We start from the raw sequence: 15828 nt of genomic DNA, 5'->3' as shown, positions 1-15828 counted from the left end.
ATCGACGCCACGGTGGCGGCGCTGGGCAAGCTGGACGGTGCGGCGGCCGCGTCGATGAAGGTACAGCTGGAGAAAGGTGCCCGCGCGCTGGCATCGGCGGTGGATTACGTGCTGGCGAACGTGAAGCAGGACCCGAACGCGGTGTTCGCGGGGAGCGTGCCGTACCTGAAGCTGGCGGGCGTGGTGCTGTGCGGGTGGCAGATGGCGCGCGCGCTGGTGGCGGCGCAGGCGAACCGCGCGAGCGACCCGGCGTTTTTCGATGCGAAGATCGCGATCGCGCAATGTTATGCGGAGCACATTCTCGTGCAGGCGGGTGCGCTCGAGGCGTCGATCGTCGGCGCGAAGGGCAACGAGAGCGTGCTCGCGTTGACGGAAGACCAGTTCTGACCGCGAGCAACGCCGTCGACGCAACGAAAAAGGCGCCCGAGGGCGCCTTTCCTTTTGCCGCCGGCCGGCCCGTGTTGCGGGCCGTCGCGGCTCAGGCGTAGGCCGGGCGCGTCTGGCCGGCCACGTCCTTCAGGTAGCGATGCACCGACAGGTCGTCGGCCTGGATCGCGGGCATCTTGCCCGAGATCAGGTCGGCGAGCAGTTGGCCCGAGCCGCACGACATCGTCCAGCCGAGCGTGCCGTGGCCGGTGTTCAGGAACAGGTTCGACACCGGCGTGCGGCCGACGATCGGCGTGCCGTCCGGCGTCATCGGGCGCAGGCCCGTCCAGAACGTGGCCTTCGACGTGTCGCCGCCGCCCGGGAACAGGTCGTTGACGCACATCTCGAGCGTTTCGCGGCGCGCGGCGCGCAGCTTCTTGTCGAAGCCGACGATTTCCGCCATGCCGCCGACACGGATGCGCTGGTCGAAACGCGTGATCGCGATCTTGTAGGTTTCGTCGAGCACGGTCGACACCGGAGCGGCCGCTTCGTTGACGATCGGCGCGGTGATCGAATAGCCCTTCAGCGGATAGACCGGGATCTTCATCAGGTTCGAGATGAAGTTCGTCGAGTACGAGCCGAGCGCGACGACGTACGCGTCCGCGCGCACCGTCTCGCTGCCGCACTGCACGCCGGCGATCTTGCCGCCCGCGATCGCGAGCGCATCGATCGGCGTGTTGTAGCGGAACTTGACGCCGAGCGATTCGGCGAGCGCGGCCAGGCGCGTCGTGAACAGCTGGCAATCGCCCGTTTCGTCGCCCGGCAGGCGCAGGCCGCCCGTCAGCTTGTGCGAGACGGCGGCAAGCGCCGGTTCGGCATTCTTCAGTTCGGCCGGCGACAGCAGTTCGAACGGCACGTTCGCTTCCCGCAGCACGGCGATGTCCTTCGCCGCGCCGTCGAGTTGCTGCTGCGTGCGGAACAGTTGCAGCGTGCCGCCCGTGCGGCCTTCGTACTCGATGCCCGTATCGGCGCGCAGCGCCTGCAGGCAGTCGCGGCTGTATTCGGCGAGGCGGACCATGCGGCCCTTGTTGACCGCATAGCGCTCGGCCGTGCAGTTGCGCAGCATCTGGTACATCCACTGGAGCTGGAAGCGCGTGCCGTCGAGGCGGATCGCGAGCGGCGCATGCTTTTCGAACATCCACTTGACGGCTTTCAGCGGCACGCCGGGCGCGGCCCACGGTGCGGCATAACCGGGCGAGATCTGGCCTGCGTTCGCGAAGCTCGTCTCGAGCGCCGGGCCGGCTTCCCGGTCGATCACGGTGACTTCATGGCCGGCGCGTGCAAGGTAATACGCGCTTGCCACGCCCACTACACCACTGCCCAGAATGACGACTCGCATAGCTGCTCCAGATGGAAGGGACCAGATCGAGGCCGGGCGCGTGTGCGGCTCCGTGTAACCTCTAGCTGATCTAGTTTTTTGCGCTATGGTATTGTCGAATGTGTAGGTTTTGTTATCGTATTTTTCAGGTTTTCAGCATAAACAAATGAGAACGCAACGTCAGCCCGTACGCTCGCTCGACAAGCTCGACCGGCGCATCCTGAAACTGCTCCAGGACGACGGCCGGATGGCGATGAAAGACCTCGCGGAACAGGTCGGACTGACCGTCACGCCGTGCATCGAGCGCGTGCGTCGCATGGAGCGCGACGGCGTGATCACCGGCTATCACGCGCGGGTCGACCCGGGTCAGCTGGGGGCCGCGCTGCTGGTGTTCGTCGAGATCACGCTTGGCCACAAGGGCGGCAACATGTTCGAGCAATTCCGCCGGGAAGTGATGAAGATCGACGAGGTGCTCGAATGCCATCTGGTTTCCGGCGATTTCGACTACCTGATCAAGGCGCGGATCGGCGAGATGGCCGACTACCGGAAGCTGCTCGGCGACATCCTGCTGCAACTGCCCGGCGCGGTGCAGTCGAAGAGCTATGTCGTGATGGAGGAAATCAAGGAAACGCTGACGATTGCCGTCGGCGAGTGACGCGTCGGCAGCCTGTTGTCGAGCCCCTTATCCCGCCCTTGGCATGCTGCGCCCAATACTGTATAAATGTACAGTATTGGGCGCAGGCGAAGGGGTGGGCATATGGACGATCGGTCCGACAACGAATTTCCGGTAGCGCCGCCCGTGCCCCGCAAGGGGCGCGGTGCGGTCGACAACCTGCAGGGGCGGTATGAAATCGCGCAGCGCGAAGCGGTCGACGACGGCTGGACGCACGAGTCGGACGATGCCGACTTCCCCGCGCCGCTGCGCACGCAGGTGTTCGAGGAGCGTGCGAAAAGCATCCTGACGCACAACCAGTCGCCCGATATTCCGTTCAGCGTATCGCTCAACCCGTATCGCGGCTGCGAGCACGGTTGCATCTACTGCTTCGCGCGGCCGACGCACAGCTATCTCGGCCTGTCGCCGGGGCTCGATTTCGAAAGCCGCATCTACGCGAAGGTCAACGCGGCCGAGCTGCTCGAGCGCGAGATTTCGCGCAAGCGCTACGTGCCGGAGCCGATCGCGCTCGGCGTCAACACCGACGCGTACCAGCCGGTCGAGCGCGACCTGCGCATCACGCGCAGCGTGATCCAGGTGATGCACGATCGCGGGTTGCCGTTCGCGGCGATCACGAAATCGTCGCTGATCGAGCGCGATCTCGACCTGCTCGCACCGATGGCCGAGCGCGGGCAGGTGATGGCGGCGGTCACGATCACGACACTCGATGCCGATCTCGCTCGTACGCTCGAGCCCCGCGCGGCCACGCCGGCGCGACGGCTGCGCACGATCCGCGCGCTGCGCGACGCGGGCGTGCCGGTCGGCGTGAGCATTGCGCCGGTGATTCCGTTCGTGACCGAGCCCGACATGGAGCGCGTGCTCGAAGCGTGCGCGGAAGCCGGCGCGACGCACGCAAGCTACATCATCCTGCGGCTGCCGTGGGAGGTCGCGCCGCTGTTCAAGAACTGGCTCGCCGCGCATTTCCCCGACCGCGCGGAACGCGTGATGAACCGCGTGCGCGACATGCGCGGCGGCAAGGACTACGACGCGGATTTCTCGAAGCGGATGAAGGGCGAGGGGATCTGGGCGGACCTGTTGCGGCAGCGCTTTCGCCAGGCCGTCAAGCGGCTCGGGTTGAACGAGCGCACGAACGGCATTCTCGATCTGTCGCAGTTCCGCGGTGCGCCGGCCGCGGTCGCGCCGGTGCCACGTGTTGCCGGACGTTCGGCCGGTGCGAAGCCACGCGACGACATGCAGTTGAATCTGTTCTGATACGCGAGCAAGGCCGCCGCGGAGGGCCCTCGGCGCCGCGTCCGTCGTGCTTACTGCGAAATCTGCTTCGCGGCTTCGACCTGCGATTCGAAATACGTCTGGAACGACAGCGCGAGTGCGGTCATCAGCAGGAACGCGCCGATCAGCAGCGAGAAGATCACGACGAAGATCACGGTCCAGCCCGACTTGCTGTGCTTGCCGGTGTCCGCGTTGAATTGCGCATCCCATTTTTCGTCAGGGCGCAGCCCGTAGACGAGTGCGGCGAGGAATGCCGCCAGCAGCGAGATCGCGCCGGGTATCGCGAGCCACCAGCCGAGGCCGGCAGTGCGTTGGGTCGCCGCAAGCAAAAGGAAGCCCGGGATGCCGACGATCGTCGCAAGCAGGTGCGCCCAGCCGTACACGTCGCGCAAGCCATACAGATAGAAGCGGTGCGCGCCGAGCGAACCGAACAGGAACGCGAGGGCGGCAGTGAGCGTCTTGGAGCGGAAGCGGCGGGACGGTGCGGTGCTGCTGGACATGGATGGCGGCGGATGGTCGTTGGCATGGGCGGCCGGCGGGCCGGCGCGGGCGCGCGGCCCGGCACGCATTCTACGATGCCCGGTCGGGCCCGGTCACCCCTTGCCTGCGTCAAGGTGCCGCATAGGTCACGCGGTAGATGGCGCCGGCGTAATCGTCGCTGACGAGCAGCGAGCCGTCCGGCAGCGGCAGCACGTCGGCCGGGCGTCCCCATACCGTGCCGTCGGGGCGCAGCCAGCCCGTGACGAACGGCATCTGCTGCGCGTGGCTGCCGTCCGCCGACACGATCACGCGCATCACGCGGTAGCCGACCTTCGTGCTGCGGTTCCACGACCCGTGTTCGGCGATGAACACGTTATTGCGATACGACGCCGGAAACATCGGCCCGGTATAGAAGCGCATGCCGAGCGCGGCGACATGCGCGCCGAGTTTCACGACGGGCGGCGCGTAGCGGCGGCACACGCCGGCGCTGCCGAATTCGGGGTCGGGCGTATCGCCGCCATGGCAATAAGGAAAGCCGAAGTCGAGCCCGGCGCGCGGGGCGCGATTCAGCTTGTCATCGGGTACGTCGTCGCCCATCAGGTCGCGCCCGTTGTCGGTAAACCACAGCTCGCCCGAATCGGGATGCCATGCGAAGCCGACCGTATTGCGTACGCCGCGCGCGACCACCTCGCGTTCGCTGCCGTCCGCCTTCATGCGCGCGATGATCGCGTAGCGGCTGCGATCGGCGAGGCAGGCATTGCACGGTGCGCCGGTCGGCACGTACAGCTTGCCGTCGGGGCCGAACGCGATGAATTTCCAGCCGTGATGATGTTCCGTCGGTAGCGCATCGGTCACGACGACGGGGGCGGGCGGTCGGGCGAGCCGATCGTCGACATGATCGACGCGCAGGATCCGCGATACGGCGGATATATAGAGGGCGCCATCGCGGTAGGCGACGCCGACGGGCATGTCGAGCCCGGAGGCGATCACGTAGTGCGCGGTGATCCGGCCCTCGTGCATCGCGAACGCGTGCACGCGGCCTTCGCGTGTGCCGACATACAGGATGCCGCGGGGCGACCAGGCCATTTCGCGCGCGGCCGGTACCGTGTCGGTCAGGATTTCCACGTGGAAGCCGGGCGGGACGACGAGTTCACTCACCGGCAACGGCGCGGCAAACGCCGGTGCGGACGCGAGGCTGGCAAGGCCGGCGAGCAGCGCCGTGAAACGGTTCTGCGCGCGGCGCGTCGAGGCAGCGGGAAGGGGCGGCATGACGGCGGGAAACGTCCTGGACACGACGATTGTATGCCCGCCCGACAGGCCGCCCGCGGAATTTTGCGCGTAAGTGTTTGTTGTACCTCTGGTTTCCGGCTATAATCGCGTGTTTCAGTAGTTTCGAACCCGGTTTTCCGAAGGACATCATATGGTTATCATCCGTCTGGCTCGTGGCGGCTCGAAGAAGCGCCCGTTCTACAACATCGTCGCTACCGATTCGCGCAACCGTCGTGACGGCCGCTTCATCGAGCGCGTCGGCTTCTACAACCCGGTCGCCACGAAGGGCGAATCGCTGCGTATCGCTCAGGATCGCCTGACGTACTGGCAAGGCGTTGGCGCGCAACTGTCGCCGACCGTCCAGCGTCTCGTGAAGGAAGCGCAAAAGGCGCAACCGGCTGCCTAACATGGCACGGTGTGCCGGTCGTGCCGGCTGTGAGGTGCATTGATGGCGGGTCACGATTCCGGTAATGCAAGGCGCGGGCGTGCGTCATTCGGCGCGTTCGTCCGCAAGCCGGTCGAGCGCGACGCTGTCGCGAGCGCCGGTGAGGCTGCCGAGCAAGGTGGTCTCGAAGCGACGCAAGCCTGGCCCGACGACGCAGTCGAGGTCGGGGCGGTAGTCGACGCCTACGGCCTGAAGGGCTGGGTCAAGGTGGCGACGCATGCCGACGCCGGTCGCGGCGGCGATGCATTGCTCAACGCGCGTCGCTGGTGGCTGGAGCGCGGTGCGGAGCGGCTTTCGGTCCGCATCATGCAGTCGAAGACGCACAGCGACACCGTCGTTGCGCAACCCGCGGGCGTCAGCGACCGCGATGCCGCACTCGCGATGCGCGGCTTTCGCGTGTTCGTGCGCCGGGAAGATTTCCCGGCACTGGCCGCGGACGAATTCTATTGGGTCGACCTGATCGGTCTCGATGTCGTCAACGAGCAATCGGTGGCGCTCGGGAAGGTGAGCGGGATGATCGACAACGGCGTGCATTCGATCATGCGTGTCGAGTATCCGGCGACCGGCAAAGACGGTCAGCCGACCACCGACGAACGGTTGATCCCGTTTGTCGGCGTATACGTCAAAACGGTGGATCAGGCGGCGCGTCGGATCGTCGTCGACTGGGAAGCCGATTACTGAAATGAACCAGGTAACCGAGAGCGCGGTGCAGTTCGACGTCGTCACGCTCTTTCCCGAGATGTTCCGTGCACTGACCGACTGGGGCATCACCAGCCGGGCCGTCAAGCAGGGGCGCTTCGGGCTGCGCACCTGGAACCCGCGTGATTTCACGACGGACAACTACCGCACGGTCGATGATCGTCCGTACGGCGGCGGTCCGGGCATGGTGATGCTGGCGAAGCCGCTCGAAGCCGCCATTGACGCCGCGAAAGCGGCGCAGGCGGAGCAGGGCATCGCGAGCACGCGTGTCGTGATGATGTCGCCGCAGGGCGCGCCGCTCACGCATGAGCGTGCCGTGCGGATGGCGCAGGAGCCCGGTGTCGTCGTGCTGTGCGGCCGCTACGAAGCGATCGATCAGCGTCTGCTCGACCGGTGCGTCGACGAGGAAATCAGCCTCGGCGATTTCGTCCTGTCGGGCGGCGAACTGCCGGCGATGGCGATGATGGATGCCGTCGTACGGCTGCTGCCCGGCGTGCTGAACGATTCGCTGTCGGCCGTGCAGGACAGTTTCGCCGACGGCCTGCTCGATTGCCCGCACTACACGCGCCCCGAGGAATACCATGGCGTGCGCGTGCCGGACGTGCTGCTCGGCGGGCATCATGCCGAGATCGAGCGGTGGCGGCGGCAGGAAGCATTGCGGAATACGTGGCGGAAGCGGCCGGACCTGATCGTCCGGGCGCGCCGCGAGAAGTTGCTGAGCCGGGCCGACGAGGCGTGGCTTGCGAACCTCGCACGCGAAGCGAAGGACGCCTCCTGAGGCGGCTGCGCGAGCGGGAATTGGCGGTGCCGTGCATGCGTGTGCGGTGCCTGATGTGAATCCATCCTCTATCGGGGCCAGGCCTGGAAGCAGGCGGGTACCAACGCCGACACGATGGCATAAGGAGTCAGTAATGAATCTGATCGCAAAACTTGAGCAGGAAGAAATCGAGCGCGCGCTCGCCGGCAAGACGATCCCCGAATTCGCCCCGGGCGACACGGTGATCGTGAACGTGAACGTGGTTGAAGGTAACCGCAAGCGCGTTCAGGCTTACGAAGGCGTCGTGATCGCGATTCGCAACCGTGGTCTGAACTCGAACTTCATCGTCCGCAAGATCTCGTCGGGCGAAGGCGTCGAGCGTACGTTCCAGACGTACTCGCCGCTGCTGGCAAGCATCGTCGTGAAGCGTCGCGGCGATGTGCGTCGTGCGAAGCTGTACTACCTGCGCGAGCGTTCGGGCAAGTCGGCTCGTATCAAGGAAAAGCTGGTGTCGAAGGATCGCGCCGCAGCAGCTTCCCAAGAGTAAGAGCTGTAAGGAAAAAGCACCCACCCGGGTGCTTTTTTCATTCTGGCGCGACAATATGCTCGATACGACACGAACCCGAGAGCCCCATTGAATCGCCGCCCCATCATCGATCCCGAAGTCCTGCCGGTCGAAGGCACCGGTGCCGGCCTGCCTGTCATCGATCCCCCGCTGATGACGCCGTCCGGCTTGCGCGAACGTTTCGCGCGTACGCTCGACTGGAGCGTCGAGCCCGGCGAGGCGAGGCTGCAGGAAGGCGTCGATCCGCGCAGCGCGGCCGTCCTCATGCCGCTCGTCGTCCGCGAGTCGGGCCTGACCGTGCTGTTGACCCAGCGTGCCGACCACCTGAACGACCACGCCGGGCAGATCAGCTTCCCCGGCGGCCGTCGCGAGACGTTCGATCGCGATGCAACGGCCACCGCGTTGCGCGAGGCGAAGGAAGAGATCGGGCTGGCCGCCGAACGGGTCGAGATCCTCGGTGCGCTACCCGACTACCTGACCGGCACGGGCTTCTGCGTGACGCCGGTGGTCGGCCTCGTGCATCCGCCGTTCACGGTGCAGGCCGATACGTTCGAAGTCGCCGAGATTTTCGAAGTGCCGCTCGCGTTCGTGATGAATCCCGCGAACCATCAGGTCCGCGTGTTCCGCTGGGAAGGCGGCGAGCGTCGTTTTTTTGCGATGCCCTATCCGAATGGCGAACCGGGCGGGCATTACTTCATCTGGGGCGCAACTGCCGGCATGTTTCGCAATCTCTACCGCTTCTTGGCCGCCGGCTAGGCGCATGCACCGGCCGGCGCGCGCGGCCGGCCGCCGGGCGACCGCGTCGGCAGCCATGCGGGGCTGGCGCTGTGCTATCGTTATGCAAAAAATGACATAACTCCGAAGACGGCGCCACGCATGACTTTCTTTTCGGTTCTCCTCGCCCTCATCATCGAACAGGTCCGCGCGTTATCACCGAGCAATCCGGTGTTTGCGCTGTTCCAGTTTCATGCGGAAACCGTTGCGCATGGCCTCGACGCCGGCAAGCAGAAGCACGGCATCCTCGCCTGGCTCGCGGTCGTGCTGCCGTGGGTGCTGATCGTCGCGCTGATCTATTTCCTGCTGTACAAGGTGAGCTTCGTGCTCGCGTTCCTGTGGAACGTCGTCGTCGTGTATTTCACGCTCGGCTTCCGCCAGTTCAGCCACTACTTCACCGACATCCACCTCGCGCTCAACAACGACGACGTGCCGCGTGCGCGCGAAATCCTCCGTGAGTGGACGGGCATCGACACGGTCGACATGCCGGTCGGCGAAATCGTCCGCCATACGCTGATTCATGCAGTTGTCGCGTCGCATCGCCACGTGTTCGGCGTGTTCTTCTGGTATGTGCTGCCGATCGGCCCGGCCGGCGCCGTGCTGTACCGGATTTCCGAATACCTCGCGCGCAGCTGGTCGACGCCGGGCGACGACCGCACGGCCGCGTTCTCGACGTTCGCGCAGCGCGCGTTTTTCGTGATCGACTGGATTCCCGCGCGATTGACCGCGCTCGGCTTCGCGATCGTCGGCAATTTCGAGGATGCGATCTACGCGTGGCGCAATCACACGCGCCAGTGGCCCGACCCGAACGACGGCGTGCTGCTCGCCGCCGGCAGCGGGGCGCTCGGCGCGCGTCTCGCGGGGCCGCTCGCGGAGCCGTCGAGCCTCGATGCGCTGGCGGTCGGCGACAGCGGTCCGTTGACGGTCGGAGACGATTGCACGCCGCGGACGCTGCAATCGGCGGTCGGCCTCGTCTGGCGTGCGGTGATCCTGTGGATGATCCTGCTGCTGATGCTGACGCTCGCCGTCTGGGTGTCGTGACGTCGCACGGCGGGATCCGATGAAAGAACAAGGCCGGCTCGATGCCGGCCTTGTCGCTGTGGGTCAGTCGTCGCGCGGATCGCGCACGGCGCCGCATTGCCAGCACGCGGTGAACTGGGCCTCGAGCGCTTCGCCGCACTGCCGGCAAAACCAGGGCGCGGCGCCGGCCGACGGGCCGTGCGAGGCGGCATCGAGGAGCCGGCGCGCGAGGGCGCCGTCACGTTCGTCGTCGAGCCACAGCTCGGGCGTGCACGCATCGGCCGGCAGGCCGCCGAGCGCACCAGTCGCGTAGCAGTTATGCAGCTCGCAACCGACGCCGGCCACCTGAAGCACGTTGGCCCAATGTTGCGCGGTCGCGAGATCGGGTGCCTTGAAACGCATCGCGGCTCCTGTCGATGAAGGCCGGCCCGGGCGTGCCGGCCGGCCCCGCGCGCCTCTCGCGCTCAGCGGACGATCTGGCTCGCCTCGTGCACGAGCTGGGCGTACAGCGCATGCCGCGACGGCGCGATACGGCCGTCGGCGACGGCTTCGAGAATCGCGCAGCCGGGCTCGTGCAGATGATGACAATTATAGAAACGGCAATCCGCGAGCAGCGGCCGGAACTCCGGAAACGCGCGCTCGAGGCGGCCTTCCGTCAGGTGGTAGAGGCCGAATTCCTGGAAACCCGGCGAATCGATCAGTGCACCGCCGCCTTCCAGCGGGTAGAGGCGCGTGAACGTCGTCGTGTGGCGGCCGCTGTTGAGCGCGGCCGAGATCTCGCGCGTCGCGGCTTCGGCATCGGGGACGAGCAGGTTCACGAGCGTCGACTTGCCCATCCCGGACTGGCCGAGCAGGATCGTCGAGTGCCCGGCGAGGTGCGGCATCAACTGCGCGCGCGCGTCGTCGGGCGAGCCCTTCACCGACAGCTCGAGCACGTCGTAGCCGAGCGCGCGGTACGGCGCGAGGCGCTCGCGTGCGACGGGCAGCGCGGCCTCGACGTCGATCTTGTTCAGCACGACCAGCGGCTTCAGCTCGTTCGCCTCGGCCGCGATCAACGCGCGGCCGAGCAGGTCCTCGCTGAAATAGGGCTCGGTCGCGAGCACGATCAGCAACTGGTCGAGGTTGGCCGCGAACAGCTTCGACTTGAACTGGTCGGAGCGGTACAGCAGATTGCGCCGTTCGCCGATCTCGACGATCACGCCCTGGTCGGCCGATGCGAGTTCGCACACGACGCGGTCGCCGACCGCGATGTCGCTCTTCTTGCCGCGCGGGAAGCATTGCAGCATCGGGCCGCCGTTGTCGGGTGCGACGATGTAGTGGCGCCCGTGCGCGGCGATCACGCGGCCTTCGACCCGTTGCGCGTTCGACGCGCGCGGGGCCGGCTTGCGGGACGTCGGGCGGCTCATGCGTGTTGCAGCAGGCGGTCGATCCGCTGCGACGCAGGCGGATGCGAGTAGTAGAAGGCCGTGTAGACGGGGTCGGGCGTCAGCGTCGACGCGTTGTCCTCGTAGAGCTTCACGAGCGCGCTGACGAGATCCTGCGCGTCGGTCTGGCTGGCCGCGAACGCGTCGGCCTCGAATTCGTGCTTGCGCGACGTAAGGCTGCTGAACGGCGTCGCGAAGAACAGGAATACCGGAATCGCGAGGAAGAACAGCACGAGCGCGGCGCCCGCGTTGCTGGTGTCGAGCGACGGCGTGACGCCGAGCCCGGTGTAGAACCACGTGCGTTGCGCGAGCCAGCCGAGCAGCGCGAGCAGCACGAGGCTCAGCACGAACGACACGAGCATCCGCTTCATCACGTGGCGGCGCTTGAAATGGCCGAGCTCGTGCGCGAGCACGGCCTCGATTTCCTGGCCGGACAGGCGCGCGAGCAGCGTATCGAAGAACACGATCCGCTTCGATGCGCCGAAGCCCGTGAAGTACGCATTGCCGTGCGCGGAGCGGCGGCTGCCGTCCATCACGAACAGCCCCTTCGCCGCAAAACCGCAGCGCTTCATCAGCGACTCGATGCGCGTGCGCAGTGCGTCGTCCTTCAGCGGCTCGAACTTGTTGAAGATCGGCGCGATGAAGGTCGGGTAGATCAGCAGCACGAGCATCTGGAACGCGACCCAGACGATCCAGGTCCACAGCCACCACAGGCTGCCGGCCTGGTTCATCAGCCACAGCACGACGAACAGCAGCGGCAGGCCGAGCGCGGCGCCGAGCAGCGCGTTTTTCAGCATGTCGGTGAAGAACAGCCGTTTCGTCATGCGGTTGAAGCCGAACCGTTGCTCGACCCCGAACTGCCGGTAGTACTCGAACGGGACGTCGATCACGCTCGTGATCACGAGCACCGCGGCGACGAGCGCGACCTGCTGCCCGTAGCCGCGGCCGAGCCAGCCGGTCAGCAGCGTATCGAGCGCGCCGACGCCGCCGAGCAGCGTGAGGCCGACCAGCACGGCCGCACTGACGACGATCTCGAGCATCGTCAGCCGGGTGCGCTCGACCGTATAGTCGGCCGCGCGCTGGTGGGCGGTCAGCGGGATGGTCGCGCTGAACTGCGCGGGCACGCCGTTGCGGTGCGCCGCGACGAAGCGGATCTGCCGCGACGCGAGCCACAGCTTGGTGACGACCATCGCGAGTACGGCGATCGCGAACAGCAGGGTGAATGAAAAGGGTGACATCGAAGGCGCCAAAGGGTTCTATGCGAGAATTATATGTTCTTGCGGACCGGCCCCGCTGATGCGATGCCGGCCGCCCGGGCGGCGGCGCGCGCCGTCCGCCATTTTCCAGGATGACTCATGACCGATACCGCCGCTTCCGCCAGCCAGCCCGCGCTCGTGCGCAACGAGTTGAACCTCGTCTGGCTCGACATGGAGATGACGGGCCTCGACCCGGATAACGACCGCATCATCGAGATCGCGGTCGTCGTGACCAATTCCACGCTCGACATCGCGGTCGAAGGCCCCGTGTTCGCGATCCACCAGAGCGACGAGACGCTCGCGAAGATGGACGACTGGAACAAGTCGACGCACGGGCGCTCGGGCCTGATCGACCGCGTGCGCGCGTCGACCGTGACCGAGGCGGAAGCCGCCGCGCAGTTGCAGGCGTTCCTTGCGCAGTACGTGTCGCCCGGCAAGTCGCCGATGTGCGGCAACTCGATCTGCCAGGACCGCCGTTTCATGGCGCGCTGGATGCCGGAATTCGAGCGGTTCTTCCACTACCGCAATCTCGACGTCAGCACGCTCAAGGAGCTGTGCCGCCGCTGGCAGCCCGCGATCTACAAGGGTTTCCAGAAGCGTGCGATGCATACGGCGCTCGCGGACATCCACGAGTCGATCGACGAGCTGAAGTACTACCGCGAGCATTTCCTGATTCCGGCCGCATCGGCGCCGGCAGGCGAATCCGCGCCGGCCGCCTGAGCGGGCCGGCACGCGGTCAGCGCGGCGCCCGCCGCGCGCTTTTCGGCCGGAACGCCGCGACCACCGCGGCGTCGGTTTCGATGTACGGGCCGCCGATCAGGTCGATGCAGTAGGGCACCGCGGCGAAGATGCCGGGCACGGTCGACTTGCCGTCTGCATCGCGCAGCCCTTCGAGCGTTTCCCGGATCGACTTCGGCTGGCCCGGCAGGTTGATGATCAGCGCCGCATGGTCGGCCGTCTCGCGGATCACCGCGACCTGCCGCGACAGGATCGCGGTCGGCACGAAATTCAGGCTGATCTGCCGCATCTGTTCGCCGAATCCCGGCATTTCCTTCGTCGCCACGGCCAGCGTGGCCTCGGGCGTCACGTCACGGCGCGCGGGGCCCGTGCCGCCGGTCGTCAGCACGAGGTCGCACCCCGCGACGTCGACGAGCTCGGCGAGCGTGGCGGAAATCGTCGGCGCATCGTCCTGGATCAGGCGCGTTTCGGCGCGCCACGGCGACGTGAGCGCGGCGCCGAGCCATTCCTGCAGCGCCGGAATGCCTTTGTCCTCGTAGACGCCCGTGCTCGCGCGGTCGCTGATCGACACGAGGCCGACGACGAGTTCGTCCGGGTGGTTACGCTTCGTCGTCATGGTCGTCTTCGGTGTCGTCCGGCGCATCGTCACCCGCGTCGGGCGAGCCGCTCGCGGTCTTGATCCACTGGAACAGCTCGCGGAAATAGCGCGGCGGCTTGCCTTGCTGTGCTTCCTTGCGCGCGTTGCGGATCAGCGTGCGGCCTTCCTGGATATCGGCTTCCGGGTGCTGGCGCAGGAATTCGGTCAGCGCGTCGTCGCTGGCGAGCAACTGGTCGCGCGTGCGTTCGATCCAGTGCAGGCGGGCCGTCGCGGCCTTGTTCACGCCGCGTTGCGCGTCGAGTGCGGTGCGCAGTGCGGCCGTTTCGTCGTCGGTCAGCGAGCGCATCACGCGGCCGACGTACTGGAGCTGGCGGCGCTTGCCTTCGTGATCGGTGATCCGGCGTGCCTCGCGAACGGCGTCCGCGAGGTTTTCGGGCATCGGCATGCGCTTCAGTGCGTCTTTCGGCAGGTCGACGAGCGCCTGGCCGAGCACCTGCAACTCGTGCATCTCGCGCTTCAACTGGGATTTGCTGGGGCGATCGTAGCCGTTGTCGTCGTCTTCGACGGCATGCTCGATCGGCTGGATTCGGGTTTTGCGTGTCATGGGCGGCATTGTATCGCGGCGCGGACACCCCAAGCTTGTCTGTGTCCGGCCCCGGACCTTGCTATGATCGCGGGATACGCAACATTTTGACCATGCGGGCGCCCGCCCGCCACCGGATACCAAGACGATGGCAGCCAATCTCGACGTACAAGCGCGCTATTTCCCGCACACGCAGGACCAGCTCAAGGAAATCGCGTCGGACATCCTTCGCCATGCGAAGGCGCTCGGCGCGTCGGACGCCGCGACCGAAATCTCCGAAGGCGACGGCCTGTCGGTATCGGTGCGCCGCGGCGAAGTCGAAACGATCGAGCACAACCGCGACAAGATGGTCGGCGTGACGGTGTTCATCGGCAAGAAGCGCGGCAACGCGAGCACGTCCGATTTCTCGCCGGCCGCGATCAAGGATACCGTCGCCGCCGCGTACAACATCGCGCGCTTCACGGCCGAGGACGAGGCAGCCGGCCTCGCCGAGGCCGAACTGCTCGAAACCGACCCGCGCGATCTCGATCTCTACCACCCGTGGGCGCTGACGGCCGACGACGCCGTCGAACTGGCCCGCCGCGCGGAAGACGCCGCCTTCGCGGTCAGCCCGCAGATCCGCAATTCGGAAGGCGCGAGCGTGTCGGCGCAGCATTCGCAGTTCGTGCTCGCGACGTCGCGCGGCTTCCTGTCCGGCTACCCGTACTCGCGCCACTACATCGCCTGCGCGCCGATCGCGGGCAGCGGCCGTCACATGCAGCGCGACGACTGGTATTCGTCGAAGCGCAGCGCGATCGATCTCGCGGCGCCCGAGGCGGTCGGCCGCTACGCGGCCGAGCGTGCGCTCGCGCGGATGGGCGCGCGCCGCCTGGACACCCGCAAGGTGCCCGTGCTGTTCGAGGCGCCGCTCGCGGCCGGCCTGCTCGGCGCGTTCGTGCAGGCCGTGAGCGGCGGCGCGCTGTACCGCAAGACGTCGTTCCTCGTCGACAGCCTCGGCAAGCCGGTGTTCGCGCCGCACATTCAGGTCGTCGAGGATCCGCACGTGCCGCGCGCGATGGGCAGCGCGCCGTTCGACGAGGAAGGCGTGCGCACGCGCGCGCGCAGCGTCGTGAAGGACGGTGTCGTCGAGGGCTACTTCCTGTCGACCTATTCGGCACGCAAGCTCGGCACGCAGACCACCGGTAACGCGGGCGGGTCGCACAACCTCGCGCTGCGCAGCTCGAACACGCAGGCGGGCGACGACTTCGAAGCCATGTTGAAGAAGCTCGGCACGGGCCTGCTGCTGACCGAGCTGATGGGGCAGGGCGTGAACTACGTGACGGGCGACTATTCGCGCGGCGCGGCGGGTTTCTGGGTGGAAAACGGCGCGATCCAGTATCCGGTCGAGGAAATCACCGTCGCGAGCACGCTGCAGGAAATGTTCCGGCACATCGTCGCGATCGGTGCCGATTCGATCGTGCGCGGTACGAAGGAAACGGGCTCGGTGCTGATCGAGCAGATGACGATCGCGGGGCAGTAAGCGAGGCGCGGCGTC

At 66.7% G+C, this 15828-nt stretch carries 19 protein-coding genes; 11 read left to right on the top strand and 8 right to left on the bottom strand.

Translation table 11 applies throughout. The annotated features are described in order from the left end of the window. On the top strand, nucleotides 1–387 hold a 387-nt coding region (locus tag HWX00_RS06410; RefSeq protein ID WP_175868099.1), incomplete at its 5' end, for an acyl-CoA dehydrogenase C-terminal domain-containing protein. 91 nt (nucleotides 388–478) lie between these two features. Here HWX00_RS06410 and HWX00_RS06405 read toward each other — a convergent pair. Then, nucleotides 479–1765, bottom strand: coding sequence for a D-amino acid dehydrogenase (locus HWX00_RS06405; protein ID WP_049034348.1), 1287 nt, complete (start codon nucleotides 1763–1765; stop codon nucleotides 479–481). 145 nt (nucleotides 1766–1910) lie between these two features. Between HWX00_RS06405 and HWX00_RS06400 the strand changes: the two genes are divergently transcribed. Together HWX00_RS06400 and HWX00_RS06395 are read left to right on the top strand one after the other, a co-directional pair. Beyond that, the gene (locus tag HWX00_RS06400; RefSeq protein WP_012492860.1) at nucleotides 1911–2399 is read left to right on the top strand and encodes an Lrp/AsnC ligand binding domain-containing protein; all 489 of its coding nucleotides are present in this window, start codon (nucleotides 1911–1913) and stop codon (nucleotides 2397–2399) included. A 102-nt stretch (nucleotides 2400–2501) separates the two neighbouring features. Beyond that, nucleotides 2502–3668, top strand: a complete 1167-nt coding sequence (locus HWX00_RS06395) for a PA0069 family radical SAM protein (RefSeq protein WP_034186455.1) — start codon at nucleotides 2502–2504, stop codon at nucleotides 3666–3668. Between the two features lie 50 nt (nucleotides 3669–3718). Here the strand turns inward: HWX00_RS06395 and HWX00_RS06390 are convergent, their stop codons facing one another. Continuing rightward, nucleotides 3719–4186 carry an NINE protein gene (locus HWX00_RS06390; protein ID WP_034186748.1) on the bottom strand — a complete coding sequence of 156 codons (468 nt, stop codon included), beginning with the start codon at nucleotides 4184–4186 and terminating at the stop codon, nucleotides 3719–3721. 109 nt (nucleotides 4187–4295) lie between these two features. After that, nucleotides 4296–5435 (bottom strand): PQQ-dependent sugar dehydrogenase, encoded by a 1140-nt coding sequence (locus HWX00_RS06385; RefSeq protein WP_175028356.1) that lies wholly within the window; start codon nucleotides 5433–5435, stop codon nucleotides 4296–4298. A 151-nt stretch (nucleotides 5436–5586) separates the two neighbouring features. Here HWX00_RS06385 and rpsP point away from each other — a divergent pair, with 151 nt between their 5' ends. The 6 genes from rpsP to HWX00_RS06355 all read left to right on the top strand — a co-directional run bounded on the left by rpsP (nucleotide 5587) and on the right by HWX00_RS06355 (nucleotide 9716). After that, on the top strand, nucleotides 5587–5841 hold the full coding sequence (gene rpsP, locus HWX00_RS06380) for a 30S ribosomal protein S16 (protein WP_006476550.1): 255 nt from the start codon (nucleotides 5587–5589) through the stop codon (nucleotides 5839–5841). A gap of 42 nt (nucleotides 5842–5883) precedes the next feature. Further along, the gene (gene rimM, locus HWX00_RS06375) at nucleotides 5884–6561 is read left to right on the top strand and encodes a ribosome maturation factor RimM (protein WP_034186457.1); all 678 of its coding nucleotides are present in this window, start codon (nucleotides 5884–5886) and stop codon (nucleotides 6559–6561) included. A gap of 1 nt (nucleotide 6562) precedes the next feature. Continuing rightward, on the top strand, nucleotides 6563–7357 hold the full coding sequence (gene trmD, locus HWX00_RS06370; RefSeq protein ID WP_034186458.1) for a tRNA (guanosine(37)-N1)-methyltransferase TrmD: 795 nt from the start codon (nucleotides 6563–6565) through the stop codon (nucleotides 7355–7357). 133 nt (nucleotides 7358–7490) lie between these two features. Continuing rightward, nucleotides 7491–7883 (top strand): 50S ribosomal protein L19, encoded by a 393-nt coding sequence (gene rplS / locus HWX00_RS06365; protein WP_006753174.1) that lies wholly within the window; start codon nucleotides 7491–7493, stop codon nucleotides 7881–7883. An 87-nt stretch (nucleotides 7884–7970) separates the two neighbouring features. Then, nucleotides 7971–8657, top strand: a complete 687-nt coding sequence (locus tag HWX00_RS06360) for a CoA pyrophosphatase (RefSeq protein WP_034186459.1) — start codon at nucleotides 7971–7973, stop codon at nucleotides 8655–8657. Nucleotides 8658–8777: 120 nt separating this feature from the next. Then, nucleotides 8778–9716 carry a CobD/CbiB family protein gene (locus tag HWX00_RS06355; RefSeq protein WP_034186460.1) on the top strand — a complete coding sequence of 313 codons (939 nt, stop codon included), beginning with the start codon at nucleotides 8778–8780 and terminating at the stop codon, nucleotides 9714–9716. A gap of 63 nt (nucleotides 9717–9779) precedes the next feature. Here the strand turns inward: HWX00_RS06355 and HWX00_RS06350 are convergent, their stop codons facing one another. From HWX00_RS06350 to HWX00_RS06340, 3 genes are all read right to left on the bottom strand, one after another. Then, complete coding sequence (locus HWX00_RS06350) at nucleotides 9780–10097, bottom strand: putative signal transducing protein (RefSeq protein WP_034186461.1); 318 nt, start codon at nucleotides 10095–10097, stop codon at nucleotides 9780–9782. Nucleotides 10098–10159: 62 nt separating this feature from the next. Beyond that, nucleotides 10160–11101 carry a ribosome small subunit-dependent GTPase A gene (gene rsgA / locus HWX00_RS06345; protein WP_175028357.1) on the bottom strand — a complete coding sequence of 314 codons (942 nt, stop codon included), beginning with the start codon at nucleotides 11099–11101 and terminating at the stop codon, nucleotides 10160–10162. Then, complete coding sequence (locus HWX00_RS06340) at nucleotides 11098–12357, bottom strand: M48 family metallopeptidase (protein ID WP_034186463.1); 1260 nt, start codon at nucleotides 12355–12357, stop codon at nucleotides 11098–11100. The genes rsgA and HWX00_RS06340 overlap by 4 nt, the downstream gene beginning before the upstream one ends. A gap of 117 nt (nucleotides 12358–12474) precedes the next feature. On the opposite strand from HWX00_RS06340, the gene orn reads away from it, so the two are divergent. Beyond that, the gene (gene orn / locus HWX00_RS06335) at nucleotides 12475–13095 is read left to right on the top strand and encodes an oligoribonuclease (RefSeq protein ID WP_049030222.1); all 621 of its coding nucleotides are present in this window, start codon (nucleotides 12475–12477) and stop codon (nucleotides 13093–13095) included. Nucleotides 13096–13111: 16 nt separating this feature from the next. On the opposite strand, the gene mog is transcribed toward orn, so the two are convergent. After that, nucleotides 13112–13729, bottom strand: a complete 618-nt coding sequence (gene mog, locus HWX00_RS06330) for a molybdopterin adenylyltransferase (protein ID WP_124670472.1) — start codon at nucleotides 13727–13729, stop codon at nucleotides 13112–13114. Next, complete coding sequence (gene yjgA / locus HWX00_RS06325) at nucleotides 13713–14315, bottom strand: ribosome biogenesis factor YjgA (protein WP_272481919.1); 603 nt, start codon at nucleotides 14313–14315, stop codon at nucleotides 13713–13715. Before yjgA ends, mog begins: the two co-directional genes overlap by 17 nt. 127 nt (nucleotides 14316–14442) lie before the next feature. Between yjgA and pmbA the strand changes: the two genes are divergently transcribed. Then, nucleotides 14443–15813, top strand: a complete 1371-nt coding sequence (gene pmbA, locus HWX00_RS06320) for a metalloprotease PmbA (RefSeq protein WP_175028358.1) — start codon at nucleotides 14443–14445, stop codon at nucleotides 15811–15813. The last annotated feature ends 15 nt before the right edge of the window (nucleotides 15814–15828 follow it).

The organism is Burkholderia seminalis DSM 23518 (assembly GCF_902832885.1).
In the GTDB taxonomy this organism is placed as follows: domain Bacteria; phylum Pseudomonadota; class Gammaproteobacteria; order Burkholderiales; family Burkholderiaceae; genus Burkholderia; species Burkholderia seminalis.
Note: the sequence above shows the minus strand (reverse complement) of the source record. Positions and strands in the feature narration are given on the sequence as shown.

What these genes read in the sequence shown, in the direction of transcription:
- HWX00_RS06405 (WP_049034348.1), bottom strand. Translation starts at nt 1,765, where the DNA reads ATGCGAGTCGTCATTCTGGGCAGTGGTGTAGTGGGCGTGGCAAGCGCG.
- HWX00_RS06400 (WP_012492860.1), top strand. Translation starts at nt 1,911, where the DNA reads ATGAGAACGCAACGTCAGCCCGTACGCTCGCTCGACAAGCTCGACCGG.
- HWX00_RS06395 (WP_034186455.1), top strand. Translation starts at nt 2,502, where the DNA reads ATGGACGATCGGTCCGACAACGAATTTCCGGTAGCGCCGCCCGTGCCC.
- HWX00_RS06390 (WP_034186748.1), bottom strand. Translation starts at nt 4,186, where the DNA reads ATGTCCAGCAGCACCGCACCGTCCCGCCGCTTCCGCTCCAAGACGCTC.
- HWX00_RS06385 (WP_175028356.1), bottom strand. Translation starts at nt 5,435, where the DNA reads ATGCCGCCCCTTCCCGCTGCCTCGACGCGCCGCGCGCAGAACCGTTTC.
- rpsP (WP_006476550.1), top strand. Translation starts at nt 5,587, where the DNA reads ATGGTTATCATCCGTCTGGCTCGTGGCGGCTCGAAGAAGCGCCCGTTC.
- rimM (WP_034186457.1), top strand. Translation starts at nt 5,884, where the DNA reads ATGGCGGGTCACGATTCCGGTAATGCAAGGCGCGGGCGTGCGTCATTC.
- trmD (WP_034186458.1), top strand. Translation starts at nt 6,563, where the DNA reads ATGAACCAGGTAACCGAGAGCGCGGTGCAGTTCGACGTCGTCACGCTC.
- rplS (WP_006753174.1), top strand. Translation starts at nt 7,491, where the DNA reads ATGAATCTGATCGCAAAACTTGAGCAGGAAGAAATCGAGCGCGCGCTC.
- HWX00_RS06355 (WP_034186460.1), top strand. Translation starts at nt 8,778, where the DNA reads ATGACTTTCTTTTCGGTTCTCCTCGCCCTCATCATCGAACAGGTCCGC.
- HWX00_RS06350 (WP_034186461.1), bottom strand. Translation starts at nt 10,097, where the DNA reads ATGCGTTTCAAGGCACCCGATCTCGCGACCGCGCAACATTGGGCCAAC.
- rsgA (WP_175028357.1), bottom strand. Translation starts at nt 11,101, where the DNA reads ATGAGCCGCCCGACGTCCCGCAAGCCGGCCCCGCGCGCGTCGAACGCG.
- HWX00_RS06340 (WP_034186463.1), bottom strand. Translation starts at nt 12,357, where the DNA reads ATGTCACCCTTTTCATTCACCCTGCTGTTCGCGATCGCCGTACTCGCG.
- orn (WP_049030222.1), top strand. Translation starts at nt 12,475, where the DNA reads ATGACCGATACCGCCGCTTCCGCCAGCCAGCCCGCGCTCGTGCGCAAC.
- mog (WP_124670472.1), bottom strand. Translation starts at nt 13,729, where the DNA reads ATGACGACGAAGCGTAACCACCCGGACGAACTCGTCGTCGGCCTCGTG.
- yjgA (WP_272481919.1), bottom strand. Translation starts at nt 14,315, where the DNA reads ATGACACGCAAAACCCGAATCCAGCCGATCGAGCATGCCGTCGAAGAC.
- pmbA (WP_175028358.1), top strand. Translation starts at nt 14,443, where the DNA reads ATGGCAGCCAATCTCGACGTACAAGCGCGCTATTTCCCGCACACGCAG.